This window comes from Streptomyces sp. NBC_00846, assembly GCF_045207325.1.
Taxonomy (GTDB): domain Bacteria; phylum Actinomycetota; class Actinomycetes; order Streptomycetales; family Streptomycetaceae; genus Streptomyces.
Map to the genome: position 1 here is coordinate 490,847 of NZ_CP108846.1, position 14,672 is coordinate 505,518.

At 72.0% G+C, this 14,672-nt stretch carries 12 protein-coding genes; 6 read left to right on the top strand and 6 right to left on the bottom strand.

The features are described from left to right. Positions 1–46: 46 nt before the first annotated feature. A complete protein-coding gene (locus tag OG936_RS02325; protein ID WP_406492165.1) occupies positions 47–724 on the bottom strand; it encodes a uracil-DNA glycosylase in 678 nt (225 codons plus the stop codon). 365 nt (positions 725–1,089) lie between these two features. Between OG936_RS02325 and OG936_RS02330 the strand changes: the two genes are divergently transcribed. Next, positions 1,090–2,208 carry an N-acetylglucosamine kinase gene (locus OG936_RS02330; protein ID WP_406492167.1) on the top strand — a complete coding sequence of 373 codons (1,119 nt, stop codon included), beginning with the start codon at positions 1,090–1,092 and terminating at the stop codon, positions 2,206–2,208. A gap of 119 nt (positions 2,209–2,327) precedes the next feature. After that, the gene (locus tag OG936_RS02335; RefSeq protein ID WP_406492168.1) at positions 2,328–3,251 is read left to right on the top strand and encodes a sirohydrochlorin chelatase; all 924 of its coding nucleotides are present in this window, start codon (positions 2,328–2,330) and stop codon (positions 3,249–3,251) included. Between the two features lie 148 nt (positions 3,252–3,399). Here OG936_RS02335 and OG936_RS02340 read toward each other — a convergent pair whose 3' ends face one another. The 4 genes from OG936_RS02340 to OG936_RS02355 all read right to left on the bottom strand — a co-directional run bounded on the left by OG936_RS02340 (position 3,400) and on the right by OG936_RS02355 (position 8,933). After that, complete coding sequence (locus OG936_RS02340) at positions 3,400–4,485, bottom strand: lactonase family protein (protein WP_406492169.1); 1,086 nt, start codon at positions 4,483–4,485, stop codon at positions 3,400–3,402. A gap of 130 nt (positions 4,486–4,615) precedes the next feature. Then, positions 4,616–6,124, bottom strand: coding sequence for an FUSC family protein (locus OG936_RS02345; RefSeq protein ID WP_406492171.1), 1,509 nt, complete (start codon positions 6,122–6,124; stop codon positions 4,616–4,618). Positions 6,125–6,410: 286 nt separating this feature from the next. Continuing rightward, entirely contained in the window at positions 6,411–7,730 is a 1,320-nt protein-coding gene (locus OG936_RS02350) for a sensor histidine kinase (protein ID WP_406492173.1), read from the bottom strand. Between the two features lie 39 nt (positions 7,731–7,769). Beyond that, positions 7,770–8,933, bottom strand: coding sequence for an acyltransferase (locus OG936_RS02355; RefSeq protein ID WP_406492174.1), 1,164 nt, complete (start codon positions 8,931–8,933; stop codon positions 7,770–7,772). Positions 8,934–9,228: 295 nt separating this feature from the next. On the opposite strand from OG936_RS02355, the gene OG936_RS02360 reads away from it, so the two are divergent. The 3 genes from OG936_RS02360 (at position 9,229) to OG936_RS02370 (ending at position 13,271) form a co-directional block, all read left to right on the top strand. Beyond that, entirely contained in the window at positions 9,229–9,714 is a 486-nt protein-coding gene (locus tag OG936_RS02360; protein ID WP_406492176.1) for an Lrp/AsnC family transcriptional regulator, read from the top strand. A 340-nt stretch (positions 9,715–10,054) separates the two neighbouring features. After that, entirely contained in the window at positions 10,055–11,275 is a 1,221-nt protein-coding gene (locus OG936_RS02365) for a serine/threonine-protein kinase (RefSeq protein WP_406500301.1), read from the top strand. A gap of 640 nt (positions 11,276–11,915) precedes the next feature. After that, positions 11,916–13,271 carry a geranylgeranyl reductase family protein gene (locus OG936_RS02370; RefSeq protein ID WP_406492178.1) on the top strand — a complete coding sequence of 452 codons (1,356 nt, stop codon included), beginning with the start codon at positions 11,916–11,918 and terminating at the stop codon, positions 13,269–13,271. A gap of 25 nt (positions 13,272–13,296) precedes the next feature. Here OG936_RS02370 and OG936_RS02375 read toward each other — a convergent pair whose 3' ends face one another. Continuing rightward, a complete protein-coding gene (locus tag OG936_RS02375) occupies positions 13,297–14,109 on the bottom strand; it encodes a LysR family substrate-binding domain-containing protein (protein ID WP_406492180.1) in 813 nt (270 codons plus the stop codon). 58 nt (positions 14,110–14,167) lie between these two features. Between OG936_RS02375 and OG936_RS02380 the strand changes: the two genes are divergently transcribed. After that, entirely contained in the window at positions 14,168–14,563 is a 396-nt protein-coding gene (locus OG936_RS02380; RefSeq protein ID WP_406492182.1) for a DUF5997 family protein, read from the top strand. Positions 14,564–14,672: the final 109 nt, after the last annotated feature.

A 14,672-nucleotide genomic window follows, 5' to 3' on the forward strand; every position in this document is an offset into this window, starting at 1 on the left:
CGGCGGCGGGCCGGCCGCCGCCGTTGCAGCAGCAAGGGTGTGGCTGCTACGGCAACTGCCAGTCCACCGGCTGGGCGCCCTGGCGGAGCAGGAGTTCATTGGTACGGCTGAAGGGGCGCGAACCGAAGAAACCGCGGTCCGCCGACATGGGCGAGGGGTGCGCGGACTCGATCGCCGGGAAGTCGTCGAGGAACGGACGCAGATTACGGGCGTCGCGTCCCCACAGCACGGACACCAGGGGCTTGCCGCGCGCGGCCAGCGCCCGGATGGCCTGCTCGGTCACTTCCTCCCAGCCCTTGCCGCGGTGCGCGCCCGGTTTGCGGGGTTCCGTCGTGAGCGCCTTGTTCAGCAGCAGCACACCCTGGCGCGTCCACGGTGTCAGATCGCCGTTGGACGGCCGCGAAAGCCCCAGGTCCGTGTGCAGTTCGCGGAAGATGTTCTCCAGGCTGCCGGGCAGCTGACGCACATCGGGGGCCACCGAGAAGCTCAGGCCCACCGCCATCCCGGGTGTCGGGTACGGGTCCTGACCGACGATCAGGACGCGTACGTCGTCGAAGGGTTGCTGGAACGCGCGCAGGACGTTCGCCCCGGCGGGAAGGTAGGTGCGGCCGGCCGCGACCTCCGCACGCAGGAAATCGCCCATCGCGGCGATGCGTCCGGCCACCGGGGCAAGCGCCTCGGCCCAGCCGGACTCGACTACTTCGTTCAACGGTCGTGGTGCCACAAAGCATCACTCTACCGGCGTACACGCCCCGCCTCCGACGGGCGGTCCCGCAGGTCATCCATACCCTCGGTCCGGGCCTGCGGGGCTAGTGCCCCTCCCGGCAAGCTTTGCCCCGTCGCGCCGCCCAGCACACACTCCCCCAAGGCCTTGAGGGCCAGGGGGACCCCCTTCTGCGTTGGCCAAAAGCCCTGGTAGCTCCTTCCCCAAGCTCTCAACTTCGTTCGAGCAGGGGAGGCCCCGTTCAAGGACTTCCGGCCGCCTTGCGATCGCACGCACTGGACGACGCTCCTTCCGGGCAAACATTGCCGGTCGCGGCACTAGGGATAGGCTGCCGCCGTCATTCCTCTTCTCCCTGGAGCCGGTTCATGAGCTCACGCAGGCATTCGCCGGAAAGCAGCGATGCCGGTGTGCGTCCGGGTGCGGAGGCGGGTGCGTCGGGGCCGTTCGTGCTCGCCGTGGACTCGGGCGGTTCCGGTCTGCGGGTGGCGCTGGGCGCCCTCGACAGGTCCGCTGCGGTGGGTACGACCGTCTGCGCCGAGCCGGTACGCACCGGACCCGCGGGCATCGACGCGGGCCATCTGCTGGAACAACTGCTGCCCGCCGCCCGCCTGCTGCTGGAACGGCACGGCAGCGGCAGCGGCAGCGGCAGCGGCAGCGGCAGCGGTGAAGGCTCCACGATCACCGCCGTGGCGATCGGCGCCGCCGGTATGGCGACGCTCGGCGGGCAGTTGCGCGCCGAGCTGCCCTCGGCCCTGGAGCAGGCGCTCGGCGTGCGCCGGCTGGCTCTCGCCGCCGATGCCGTGACCGCGTACGCGGGTGCGGTCGGGCAGCGTCCGGGGGCGGTCGTCGCGGGCGGCACGGGCATGATCGCACTGGGTACGGATCTGACGAGCTGGCGCCGGGCCGATGGCTGGGGGCATCTGCTGGGTGACAGTGGTGGCGGCGCCTGGATCGGGCGGGCCGGTCTCGACGCGGCCATGCGCGCCCATGACGGGCGGCGCGGTGGGTCCGCCCCGCTGCTGGCCCGGCTGGAGGCCGTGTTCGGGCCGGCGCCGGAGCTGCCGGGACTGCTCTATCCGCGTACCGACCGGGCTGCCGTGCTGGCCTCGTTCGCGCCCGAAGTGGCCGCGTGTGCCGGGCACGATCCGGTCGCCGCAGGCATTCTGCGCGAAGCCGCAGGACATATCGCGGCGGCGGCCGCGGCGGTGTGCCCCAAGACCGGGGCAGACGACGAACCATGCGAAGTGGCCCTGACGGGCGGCCTGTTCCGGATGGGCGATCCGCTGCTCGTACCGCTGCGCGAGGAACTGTCCCGGCAGGTCCCGCGGGCACGGCCGGTCCCCGGTTCGGGTGATCCGCTGGCCGGGGCGCTGTCCATCGCCCAGGCGTTGGCCACCGGCGATCTGCGGCTGCCCCGCCATCCGACGCTGCTTCACGTACCCGGTGAAGGGCCCGGGAAGGAGCCGGGACAGGCGCCCGGATAGGTACCGAAAGAGCAGGAAAGTCGGCCAGTAAGCCCCTCATCGGATAAAAGCGGACAGATGACGCCCGACCGCCCCCTCCCCGAACGGAGGGGTACCCAAAACCAGTAGCATGCGGCGCCATGAGCACCCCCACTGGGCCCGCTTCCGGCCTGCCTGTACGAATGCCGCGACCTCGCCAGTCCGGACGGCACCGCCGCCCGGAGCCCGTGGTCGCACCCGAGGGCGCTGCCGCGCTCGTTCTCGCCGTTCCCGGTACCCCCTCTTCGGCCACGCGGAGCCTGGCCGAAGAGGTGATCAGCATCGCCCGTTCCGAGCTGCCCGGCCTCAATGCCCGGGTCGGCTACCTCGACGGCGACGATGCCGAGTACCCGACGCTGTCGTCCGTACTCACCCACAGCGCCGCCGAGCGCGTCACGCGCTACGAGCAGGCGCTGGCCGTCGGCCGTGAGGTCACCGAGCCCGAGGGACCGTCCGCCGTCGTGGTGCCGCTGCTCGCGGGGCCGGACAGCGCTCTGATCCGGCGCATACGGCAGGCCGTGATGGACAGCGGTACGCAGGTCGAGCTGACCGATGTGCTCGGCCCGCACCCGCTGCTCGCCGAGGCACTGCACGTACGGCTCTCCGAGGCCGGTCTGGCCCGCGCCGACCGTGCCAGGCTCTTCACCGTGGCGACGGCCGCGGATGGCATCGTGCTGGCCGCCGTGGGTGGCGAGGAGGCCGTGCAGGCCGCCGGGATCACCGGCATGCTGCTCGCCGCCCGGCTCGCCGTACCGGTGATGGCCGCCGCACTCGACGTGGAGGGTTCCGTCGCGTCGGTCGCCGAGCAGTTGACAGGTTCCGGCTCGGCGCAGCTCGCGCTCGCTCCGTACCTCGTCGGCCCCGAGGTGCCCGAGGGCCTGCTGGACGCCGCCGCGACGGAGGCGGGCTGCGCGACGGCCGAGCCGCTCGGCGCGTATCCGGCGATCGGCAAGCTCGTGCTGTCGATGTACACGACGGCGCTCGGCATCGCGCCGGCCACGCCGCAGGGTGCGCAGGCGCACTGACCCGGTGCCGATATGCCCGGGGCCCTTCGTCCCGATCGTGCCGGGCTCGCGGGCCCTGGCGGCGCGTGTGCCCTCGATCGCCGGACGGGCTTGAATCTCCTGACCCGTCCGGCGATCGCGCGGTGCGTGCCGCGGTGGTCTCGTGACCTCAGGCGAAGATCACGCAGGACGCGGCCGGGGCCTCCAGCGCCCCCGCGTGGTGCGGAACGCCGGTCGCCAGGTCTACGGCGAACCAACTGACGTCCCCGGACCGCTCGTTGGCCGCGTACAGCCATCGGCCGGTGGTGTCGAGCGCGAGGTCGCGCGGCCAGTGCCCGCCGCAGGCCACGGTCGTGATCAGGGTCGCCTGCTCGCCCGTCGCGTCGAGCGCGAGGACGGAGATGCTGTCGTGCCCCCGGTTGGCGGTCCAGAGGAACCGTCCGTCGTGCGAGACGACCACCTCCGACGGGTACGTCACCGGGGCCGTACCGCCGGTCGGCTCCTCGGGCAGCACGGAGGTCTCACCGACCGGTTCGAGGATTCCTGTGCCGGCGTCCCACCTGCACGTGGTGACGGTCGGTTCGAGTTCGTTCAGGACGTAGGCATGGCCGCCCGCGGGGTGGAACGCCAGATGGCGTGGGCCGGTGCCCGGCCGCAGGGCCGTCTCGCCGTGCGTCCGGAGCACCCCGTTGGCCGGGTCGAGTGCGCAGATCCGTACGGAGTCGGTGCCGAGGTCCACGCTGAGCACCCAGTTCCCGGAGGGGTCCGGCAGCACCTGGTGGGCGTGCGGGGCCTGCTGGCGGCCGGGGTTCGGACCACTGCCCTCGTGCCGGAGCACGCTGGTGGCATCGCCCAGGGAGCCGTCGGCCCGCACGGACAGGGCGCTGACGCTGCCGGAGCCGTAGTTGGCGGTGAGCAGATGCCCGCCCGCGAGCGCGAGGTGGGTCGGACCGCTGCCTTCGACCGGTCGGATCTCGCCGATCGGCTGCGGCACATCGCCGGTGATGTCGAGTGCGGCGGCCGCGCCGTGTTCGGTCTCACTGACCGTGTAGAGCACCCTGCCGCCCGGCCCCGGTCCGTGCCCCAGGACGAGATACGAGGGATCGGGGACGGTGTCCGTCGCGCCGAGGACCGTCAGCGCCCCGGTCTGCCGGTCCACCGCGGCGACGGTGATTCCCCGCCCGCCCGCCGAGGTGAACGACCCGATGAATGCCCGCCCCGCGCCGGTGCCGCTGCCCACCGCACTGCTTGTCATCGCACTGCCCCTCTTCGCCGAGTGACCACGGCCGTTCTCGCCGTCGTGATCTTCCGGGGGCGACGGTAGCAGTCGGCCCTTCGAGGTCTAGACCATGGTCTCGACTGCCGGCGGGGTTCTCGGGGCGGCCTCACGCACTGATCAGCGGGGCGCGCGGATCGCTGCGCAGCGGGGTGGCGAGTTCGGCGAGGGCCCGCTCGAGACCGTGCAGATGGGCGAGCGCGGGTTCCGCGACGGCCCGGTGTTCCGGGACGCCCGGCGAGCTCGCCCGGTGCGGCAGGTCCGGGGCCGTCAGTGCCTCCACGGCGGCCTCGACGCGCCAGCAGGCGGCGGCGAGGCGGGCGTCGTGGGACGCTTCCGGGTCCGCGGCGACGGAGGCCAGTCCGCGCACCTCCCGGGCGCAGGTGTCCAGCAGAGCGAGTACCTGCCGGGCGCGGGCCTTGCGGGCGCGCAGCGGACTCAGCGGGTGCACCAGCGGGGCCAGGGACAGCCGTACCCGTCCGAGGAGCGCCTCCAACTCGGCGATCCGGGGCGCGGGATCGGCGGTCGGCGAGCCCGAGAGCCGCGCCGCGGCCTCGGCTGTACAGGTGTGTACGCAGCGCAGGGCCCGCCGGATCCACGCGTCGGTCGTGGCGTGCGTGGTGACCGGCAGCACGAGGAGCACAGCGAGCATCGCGCCGAGCGCTCCGGCCGCGGTCTCGGTGAGCCGCAGCACGAGCAGGGCCGGGTCCAGCACGCCGAGGAGTCCGTAGAGCGCCCCGGCCATCACCGTCACCGAGAACACCATCCAGGTGTAGGAGACCGCGGCGGTGTAGAAGATCCCGAAGACGCCGATCGCGACGAGGACCGCACTGGGCACAGCCGCACCGTGCAGCGGAACGACGACGGCCAGGCCGATGGGGATGCTGATCAGTGTTCCCAGGATCCTGCGGAAGCCGCGTACCAGCGTCTCGCCGCGCGAGGCGGTGTTCACGAAGACCCACCAGGTGGCGCCGACGGCCCAGTACCAGCGCTGCTCGGACAGGAGCAGTCCCGCCACGAGTGCCAGGGCTCCCCCGGTGGTCGCCTGAATCGCCTGGCGTGTGGTCGCGCGCGCCAGCCCCTTACCGGTCACCGGGGCGGGTACGGGGGCGGGGGCGGGCAGCTGTCGCTCGTAGCACCACAGCCCGAAACGGACGGTCGACGAGGCGAGCAGGGAGAGGGCGACCGCGGAGTACAGCTCGGGCAGCTGCCCGGGCAGCGTGTGGAGGAACTGCGTGGTGAAGAAGGCCATGAACGCGAAGACGCCCAGCGAGTGGCCGCGCGGCCCCCACCGCCTGGCGTACACGCCCAGGCCCATGACCGCGAGGAACGCCGTGTCCCGCCCCAAGGGGTGGTCGTGCAGCGCGGCGGCGAGAGCGAGCACGGGGAAACCGGCGGCCGGCAGCAGGGCGGTGGTGATCGCCTGGGCGCGCACCGTGGTGTCCAGCACCGTGAACAGGGCCAGCAGCGCGGCGAGACCGCCGGTGATCGCCGCGACGAGCGAGTGACCGGCCAGGCCGCACAGCGCGACGGCCGAGCCGATGCCGAGGACGGCCCGGACACCGCTGCGCAGCCGCAGCCGGCCCGGGTCCGGGAAAACGAACATCCTCTTCAGCACCGCATGCTCCCGCTTCTGCACACCGGTCCTGCGCACCGGCATGAAAAAGGCGCCGCGGGGATCCGCAGCGCCATCGACGGGTCCATCACAACATCTCTGCGACCTGTGGCTCAACCGGACAGGACAACACTGGACCATTGGCACAAATTTCAGGCGATTGCCTGCGCCACGGATAGGCCAACGGACCGGAGCGGCCTCGAACCCCGCCCGTAACACCCCGGCCTGTATGCATGTGGCCGTCGCGTGTCCGCACGACTCGATGCCTCCTCGGCCGGGCGGGTGGCCATCAGTACGGGAAAGGGGGCTGCGCGGGCAGTATCGCGGTCACTTCGTAGCCGCCGTCGGGGGTGGCTCCCGCGGCGAGTTCGCCGCCCAGCATCGCGGTGCGCTCGCGCATGCCGAGCAGGCCGTGGCCCGCGCCCGCCGAGGGCGGGGCGGCCCGGTCCGGCGGGGTGTTGGTGACCCGGACCGTGACGCCCGACGCGTGGTGGTCGATCCCCACCCGCGCCTGCGCGCCCGGGGCATGACGCAGGGCGTTGCTGAGGGCCTCCTGCACGATGCGGAACGCCGAGAGCTCGACGCCCGGCGACAGGGGGCGAGGCTCTCCGGTGGTCTCGGTGGTGACGGTGAGCCCGGCGCCGCGCGCATTGGCGATCAGTTCGTCCAGCCGGTCGAGGGTGGGCTGGGGGGCGTGCCGGGCGGCCTGTGGTGCGGGGTCCTCGGAGCGCAGCACGCCGAGCACCCGACGCAGTTCGGTGAGCGCGTCGACCGCGTTCCTGCGAATGCCCTCGACGTTCTCCTTCAGCTCGTCGGACGGGTTCTCGACCAGGTGCGGGACGACCTGGGCCTGGATGGAGATGACCGACATGTGGTGGGCGACCACATCGTGCAGTTCGCGGGCGATCCGGCTGCGTTCCTCCAGAAGGGTGCGCCGCGCGCGCTCGTCCGCGGTGAGTTCCTCCTGTACGACCAACTGCGTACGGGCCACTCCGAGACCGCGCAGCGCGGCCCCGACCACCACCGAGGCGACGAGGGCCCCGACGGCGAGACGGACGTCGCCGTGGTCGGGCCGGTGTCTGCTCGCTCCGCAGGCGAGTCCGACCAGCAGGGTGATCGTCAGGGTCTCGACCGCGATCCGGGGCCGGACCCGTAGGGCGAGCAGGAACAGCACCACGGTCTGCAGCGCGATCCCGGCCGCGTCCCACGGGTACGTCACACCGCCGGGCACGGGGACCGCGGCGAACGGACCGGGGCCGGAATCCGCGACGAACGGGACCACCACGACCATGACCAGCAAGGAAGCCCACCAGGCCTGGACCGGGCGGAACAGCGCGGCGACGACCGCCGCCGACTGGATCCCGGCGAACAGGATGCTGAGCTGCATGCCCATCCCGTAGCGGAAGGCGAACTGGTTGGTCCGGACGATGAGCATGCCCACCGCGACCATCCCCAGCGGCACCGCGATCGCCGGCCGCCAGTCCAGCCAACGCGGCTGCCCCGGCTGCCCGTTCGGGTCGGCCGACCACGTCAGGAGATCCGTGCGCAGGGTACGGGACACCGCCCGCAGCACCTGCGCCGACCGCTTGACCATGTCTCCCCGTTTCATGAGCCGCACCTTAGACCGGCCCTCGGTTGCCTGTCGGTCTCAGACATGCCGCGCCGCCTTTGCCCGTGCAGGACGCCGCTCACGGACGACCAGACTGTTCCTCCGCGGCCGGCCCCGCTCGTGGCCGCGGAACGCCGCGCAGCAGATCAACAGCGCCCCGGCGAACGCGGCCAGCCAGGCAAGCCGGGCGAGTACCCAGCCGGGATCGTCGGGGACGGTGTGCAGACCTTGCAGGGGCCCGCCCATCAGGAGGCCGGTGGCGGTGACCGCGATCATCGCGGTCTGGTGCCACAGGAAGATCGTCATCGCGGAGAGGTTCACCGCCGCCACCGCCGCCCAGAGGGCCGGGCGTCGCAGCGCCCGGCGCAGCGGGCCGAGCAGTAGCAGCGCCGCTCCGCACTGGGCGAGGCCGAAGGTGACCACGGCGAGCGTCGGCGGGTCGAGGTTGGAGATCTTCACGCCGGGGACTCCGACCATCGCCGCGGGGTAGCCGGCCAGGAGGACGAGTCCGGCGGTGGCGGCGGCTCCGCCGATCAGCAGCACCCAGCCGGTCCTGCGGCCGCACAGGTCGCCCCGGGCCCAGGCCGCGCCCAGGCAGTACGGAACCAGCCAGCCGGCCGCCACGTTGACGGAGGCGAACCCGCCAGGGGCGTCCAGGCCGAACCGGTAGAGGTCGGTGATCAGCACGACGGCGAACGGCCACAGCGGATGCAGTCTCGCCACGAGCGGGGTCGCCGCGGTCAGCACCGCGAAGACCGCCAGGAACCAGAGCGGGGACCACACGAGCTTGCACAGCGCGCGCACGGTGTCCTGGTCCGCTCCCGAGGCGAGCATCGTGCCCGCCGCCACGGTCCATACGAGCAGCACGACGACCACCGGCCGCAACAGCCGGGCCATCCGCGTGCGGAGCCACCGGCCGTAGCTCTCCCCCCGGGCGCGGGCGCAGGCGTAGCTCTTCGCGCCGACCTGTCCACCGACCAGGAAAAAGACGGCGAGGGTCTGGAACACCCAGGAAACCGGGGTGAATCGGGGCATGTAGTGCAACGGGCTCGAACCGTGCATGGTGCCGCTGTCGACGACCAGCGCGGTAACCATCCAGTGGCCGAGAACGACACCGAGGATGGCGAGGGCGCGCAGGGCGTCGACGGCACGGTCGCGGTCGGCGGGAGTGGCGGATTCGATCCGCCGGACGAAGTCACGCATGACGCTCTCCCAAGGGCTCTGCGGGCACGGCCGTTCCGGCCACGATCCGGACCATGGCGAGGGTTCCTTCCGTACCGGACGGCTTACGGTGATTCGGGTACAGAAGCTATGGACGGGGCCTCGTAGTCCGCGTCACGCCGGAGTGTGAACCTTTTTCGTAGGTCTGGAGGACTACGGGTATGAGACGGGTACGGGACGGGAGCCGGGCTGCGCCGGATCGGTGCGAACGGGCGACCGACGGGCCGTTGGTACAGTCGCAGCCCGGATCGGCCTACCAGGAAGTGACCAACGGACCATGGCGGTGGACGCCCTCGATACCCGCATCCTGCGGTTGCTCATCGAGCAACCGCGTACCAGCGTCCGTGAGTACGCGCGCATCCTCTCCGTCGCCCGGGGCACCCTCCAGGCCCGGATCGACCGGCTGGAGCGGGACGGTGTGATCACCGGCACGGGACCGGTCCTGTCCCCCGCCGCACTGGGTCACCCGGTGCTGGCCTTCGTTCATCTGGAGGTCACCCAGGGGCATCTGGACGAGGTCGGTGAGGCGCTCGCCGCGGTGCCGGAAATCGTCGAGGCCTTCTCGACCACGGGCGGCGGCGACCTGCTGGCCCGGGTGGTGGCCCGCGACAACGGACATCTGGAGGATGTGATCCAGCGGCTGATCCGGCTGCCCGGCGTGGTCAGGACGCGTACCGAGGTGGCGCTGCGCGAGCGGGTGCCGCACCGGCTGCTGCCGCTGGTCGAATCGGTGGGCCGCTCGGCCCCCGGGGGCCCGAAGTGATCACCGCGTCGGTTTGCCGGATACCCTGAACTCGCCATACGTTCCGCACTCTTCGGCTCTTACCGCAACGGCACGCTGGTTCCCAGCGAAAGTCCCTCGCTGTCAAGGATCTTGTACGGGGTGGAAGGGCCCTGTGGAGCACCTGAGAGCAGCGGGATGGCCACGCGGCGTGCCATCGAGGTCCGGCGGCCCGATATCCTGATCACGCCGCGCGCCCCTACCCGCCCCGACCCCCGTCGGGGCGCAGCCGTGGCAGTCGAACGGCCCACAATTCGAGATTGGTGCACAGGTGCTGGTAGCTGGTCGGTACCGCTTGACGTCCCCCATCGGCCGCGGCGGCATGGGTGAGGTGTGGCGAGCCTCCGACGAAGTGCTCGGCCGGGCGGTGGCCGTGAAGCTGCTGCTGGGCGACCACGCGGACGAGTCGTCGACGGCCCGGTTCCGCCTGGAGGCGCAGACGGCGGCCCGCCTGAGCCACCCTCATCTGGTGGCCGTGTTCGACTTCGGTTCCTGGGAGAACCGTTTCTTCCTCGTGATGGAGCTCGTCGAAGGCAGAAGCCTGGGCGATCTGCTCGCGGCCGAGGAGCGGCTCGGCGCCGACCAGGTCGCCCGGATCGCCGGTCAGGCCGCCGCGGGGCTCGCCGCCGCCCATCGGCAGGGCGTCGTGCACCGCGACATCAAGCCCGGGAACCTGATGCTGGACGCCGAAGGTTCCGTCAAGATCGGCGACTTCGGCATCGCGCAGTTCGTCGACGACCCCTCCGCCGCGCTGACCACCACGGGACAGATCGTCGGCACCAGTCTCTATCTCGCCCCGGAACGCGCCCTGGGCCGTACGGCCGGTGCGGCGTCCGACATGTACTCCCTCGGCTGTGTCATCTACCAACTCCTGCTGGGCGAGCCGCCGTTCCGCTCCGATACGGCCACGGCCACGCTCTATCAGCATGTCGATACCGCGCCCGTGCCGCTCGGGCAGCGCGGTGTCGACCTGTCCCCGGCCTTCGACTCCTACCTGCTGGGGCTGCTGGCGAAGCAGCCCGAGGACCGGCCCACCGCCCAGCAGGTCGCCGACTGGTTCCAGAGCGACGCGTGGCGGGGGCAGCCGGAACCCCTGCCGATGTACGCCCCCGCCCCTCCTCCGATGGCACCCGGTGTTCCCCGTCCCCCGGCGTCCGCCGCCGCGTTCGGCGCGGCCCCGACGCCCGCCGCCGCGCAGCAGGCCGAGGGCTCGACGACGTACCGCATGCCGCAGGCCGGTGGGCACAGACGGCGCGCGGCGGAGCGGGCCGCGCCCACGCCCCGGCGCACCAGTGCCCGCGAGGCCATCAGACGTCGGCCCAGAGTGGCGAGCGCCATCGCCGGTACGGTCGCCTTCCTCGCGGCCGTGTACCTGGGGATGAACCTGTTCTCGCCGGATTCCGGCTCGGTCGGCACGCCGGACGGCGGCTCCACCGCGACCACCGGCCCCGAGGCACCGGCGCCCGGCCAGCCGGCGCAGGACAACGGGAACGACGAGGGCAACGGGGGCAGTCGGGACGACGGGGGCGACGAACAGGACTGAGTTCCGCTCCGCCGCCGCCCGGTCCGGGCGGTCTCCGACCTGAAGCGGCCCCTCCGCGATCCGGGATCGTGGTGCGATCCCACCACCGCGGCTTGACCAGACTTGCCAAGTCCCCCGGCAGCCTGCGCAGTTCGTTGACGAGGCCATGAAGACATGTGAGTGTTCGGTCGCTCGATCACGCTCCCGCGCCCTGCCGCGGTTCGCCACATGCTGCGGGCCGGTTCATGCAACCCCCTGGGCCGGTCGGCCGGTTGGACGCGCCGAAACCGCATGAAGGGGCGGCCCACCGGGCATATGACGGGTAACCGTCAGGGGGTGGTGGCAATGGGCCGCATCAGGATCGTCCGACGCCCGCAGCGGCCGTCGCAGCCGCCGCCCCTCGATCTGCGGACCCCGTCCGGCCGCCCGCTGCCTTACTGAGCACGCCCCGCGCCCCAGCGGCACCGCGCACTCCCCACCCGCGGCCCGGGAAGCCACCGCACGCCTGGTTGATGTTGCATCAGTGCGGTGCCGGGACGTCCGGACCCGATGCCGGACATCCGGGCCGGGTTCCGCACCAGCCCTCCTTGATCGATGATGATGGACAGGGCTGCCGTTCTCGGTACGGCACCGCCCGTCCCAGGAACAGGAAGGGGTTCCCATGCGGGAAACGACGCCGGACCGGTCTCCGTCGGACGACCGGTCTCCGTCGGACGATCCGACCGCCCCCGGTTCGGACGAGGATGCCCAGGTGATCGTGGTGGGGGCGGGGCCGGCGGGTTCGGCCGCGGCCTTCCACCTCGCCAGGGCGGGCATCGACGTCCTGCTCCTGGAGAAGTCCCGCTTTCCCCGCGAGAAGGTGTGCGGGGACGGCCTGACTCCACGGGCCGTGCATCAGCTCATCCGGATGGGCGTCGACATCAAGGCTCCGGGATGGACACGTTCGCGCGGGATGCGCTGGGTGGCCGGGAACCATCAGGTGCACATCGACTGGCCCGCGCTCGGGCGATACCCGGACTTCGGCCTCTCACGCAGCCGGCACGACTTCGACGACATCCTGGCCCGGCACGCCGTCGCCGCCGGAGCCCGGCTGCGCAGCGGCGTGAAGGTGACCCATCCGCTGACCGACCGCGCCGGTCGCATCACCGGCGTCGGTGCCACGACCGAAGCGAAGGAGCCGCTCACCTTCCGCGCACCGATCGTCATCGCCGCCGACGGTGCCTCCGCCCGCCTCGCACTCGCCATGGGCCTGCAGCGGGACCGGAAGAGGCAGATCGCGACGGCCGCCCGCCGCTACTACCGCAGCCCGGAACGCTCCCGGGAGGAGTACCTGGAGCTGTGGGCCGACCTCCGCTTCCCGGGCAGCGATCACTTCCTGCCCGGATACGGGTGGATCTTCCCCATGGGCGACGGCCGCGTCAACGTCGGTCTCGGTGCGCTGCCGCACCGGCGGCACGGAAAGGCGGACCTGCGCGCCACGTTGGACGAGTGGCTGGCCCGTACCCCGCACGCATGGGGACTGCGCGAGGAGAACGCCGAGGGCCCCGTCCGGAGTGCGGCCCTTCCGCTGGGCTTCAACCGTCACCCCCTCTACACCCGGGGGCTCCTCCTCGTCGGCGACTCCGGGGGCATGATCAGCCCCTGGAACGGCGAGGGCATCGGCCAGGCCATGGAGGCCGGTGAAGTCGCGGCCGAGACCGCCACGCTCGCCCTCGCGCTCCCCCGCGGCCCCGGGCGGGAGCGGACGCTGCACGGCTACCCCGTCGAGATGAACCGCCGCTGGGGGCGGTACTACCGGCTGGGGAACACGGCCGCGGACCTCGTCTTCAGCCGGTCCGGCTTCCAGCCGGTCCTCAACCGTTACGTCATGGGATCGCCGTTCCTGCTCGACACCCTGGCCCGGCTGCTCACCAACCTCACGGACAAGCCCTCGCACGACCTGATCGACCATCTGCTCAACGGGGTCGTGCGCCTCGTCCCGGAACCGAAGGTGCGACACAGGCGCCGGCGGGCCTGACGGGCCCACGCGGGTTGCCGGGTGACTACGACCGGCGGCGGGGCTTCCCACGCTTGCCGCCACCCTTGGCGGCACCGCCGGAACCGCTCCGCGGGCTCTTCCCGGACGCTTTGCCGACTGCCTTCCCGGCTGTCTTCCCGACCGCCTTCCCGGTGCCGGGCTTGCGCCGTGCGGTGCCCGTACCGGAACGTGCGGCCTTCGATTCCTTCGGTTGTGCCGGGGACTTGGGGCGACCCCGTGAACTGTTGACGGTCCGGCCCCGGACGATCCCGATGAAGTCCTCGACCAGGTCGGTGGTCTCGTCCTCCAGCCACGACAGCGCGACGCGCGACTCGGGGGCGTCCGACACGGGCCGGTACGTGAGGTCCTTGCGGTGGTGCAGGCGGGCGAGCGACTGCGGGACGACGAGAAGGCCCACTCCCGCCGCCACCAGCTCGATGGCGTCCGCCGTCGTGGCGGGCCGCTCGATCGCGGGCCGTCCCGGCCGGTGCTCCCAGTCGAGGGTGTCGTCGAGCGAGTGCAGCACGATGTCATCGGCGAGATCCTCGGCACGGACCTCGTCGACCGCCGCGACGGCATGGTCCTTCGGGACCACCACGACCGTCGTCTCGGTGTAGAGGGGGATCGCGCTGAGTCCCGTCCGGTCGATCGGCAGCCGTACGAGACCCGCGTCGGCGCCACCGCCACGCAGCACGTCGGACGCCTCGGCGGCCGACACCCCGATGAGGGTCAGGGGGACGCCGGGCAGCCGCTCGTTCCAGATCCGCACCCACTTGGTGGGCGTCACCCCCGGGACGTACGCGAGCCGGAACGAAGGGGTTTCATCCGAGCTTGTCACTCCGCCAGGTTACCGGCCCTGGTCAGAGGTAGCGCACATGCTCGATACCCTTGGCATCATGACGTCGCACAAGACCGCCCAGACAATGAAGCCCGCGACCGCGGCAAAGAAGCTGGGTGTGTACCTAGAGGCCACCCCCGCCGAGTTCCAGGAGGGTGTCGTCTCGCGCACCGAGCTGAGCGCACTGCAGTCCGATCCGCCCGAGTGGCTGCGGGAACTGCGACGCAACGGCCCGCACCCCCGGCCGGTGGTCGCGGCGAAGCTGGGCGTCTCCATCTCGGGTCTCGCCCGTGGCGGAATCACGGAGGCCCTCACCACGGAGCAGATCGAAGCGCTGAAGACGGACAACCCCGACTGGCTGCAGCAGGAGCGCACTACCCAGGCCGAGGTCCGGAAGGAAGCGGTGCGCATCAAGGAAAAGAAGGAGAAGGAGAAGGAGAAGGAGGAGAAGTAGGAGGAGGACGCACCCGCGGCGATCAAGCCCGCGGATCGCGCTCCTGACTTCCGGCTTCCTGCCCCCGGCACCTCCGTCCCCGGCGCGCACGGGCCCGCGCTCGGGCGCC

Excerpts from the sequence above, each read along its gene's own strand:
- OG936_RS02340 (WP_406492169.1), bottom strand. The coding sequence starts at position 4,485 with ATGACAAGCAGTGCGGTGGGCAGCGGCACCGGCGCGGGGCGGGCATTC.
- OG936_RS02350 (WP_406492173.1), bottom strand. The coding sequence starts at position 7,730 with ATGAAACGGGGAGACATGGTCAAGCGGTCGGCGCAGGTGCTGCGGGCG.
- OG936_RS02335 (WP_406492168.1), top strand. The coding sequence starts at position 2,328 with ATGAGCACCCCCACTGGGCCCGCTTCCGGCCTGCCTGTACGAATGCCG.
- OG936_RS02380 (WP_406492182.1), top strand. The coding sequence starts at position 14,168 with ATGACGTCGCACAAGACCGCCCAGACAATGAAGCCCGCGACCGCGGCA.
- OG936_RS02360 (WP_406492176.1), top strand. The coding sequence starts at position 9,229 with ATGGCGGTGGACGCCCTCGATACCCGCATCCTGCGGTTGCTCATCGAG.
- OG936_RS02365 (WP_406500301.1), top strand. The coding sequence starts at position 10,055 with ATGGGTGAGGTGTGGCGAGCCTCCGACGAAGTGCTCGGCCGGGCGGTG.
- OG936_RS02355 (WP_406492174.1), bottom strand. The coding sequence starts at position 8,933 with ATGCGTGACTTCGTCCGGCGGATCGAATCCGCCACTCCCGCCGACCGC.
- OG936_RS02370 (WP_406492178.1), top strand. The coding sequence starts at position 11,916 with ATGCGGGAAACGACGCCGGACCGGTCTCCGTCGGACGACCGGTCTCCG.
- OG936_RS02330 (WP_406492167.1), top strand. The coding sequence starts at position 1,090 with ATGAGCTCACGCAGGCATTCGCCGGAAAGCAGCGATGCCGGTGTGCGT.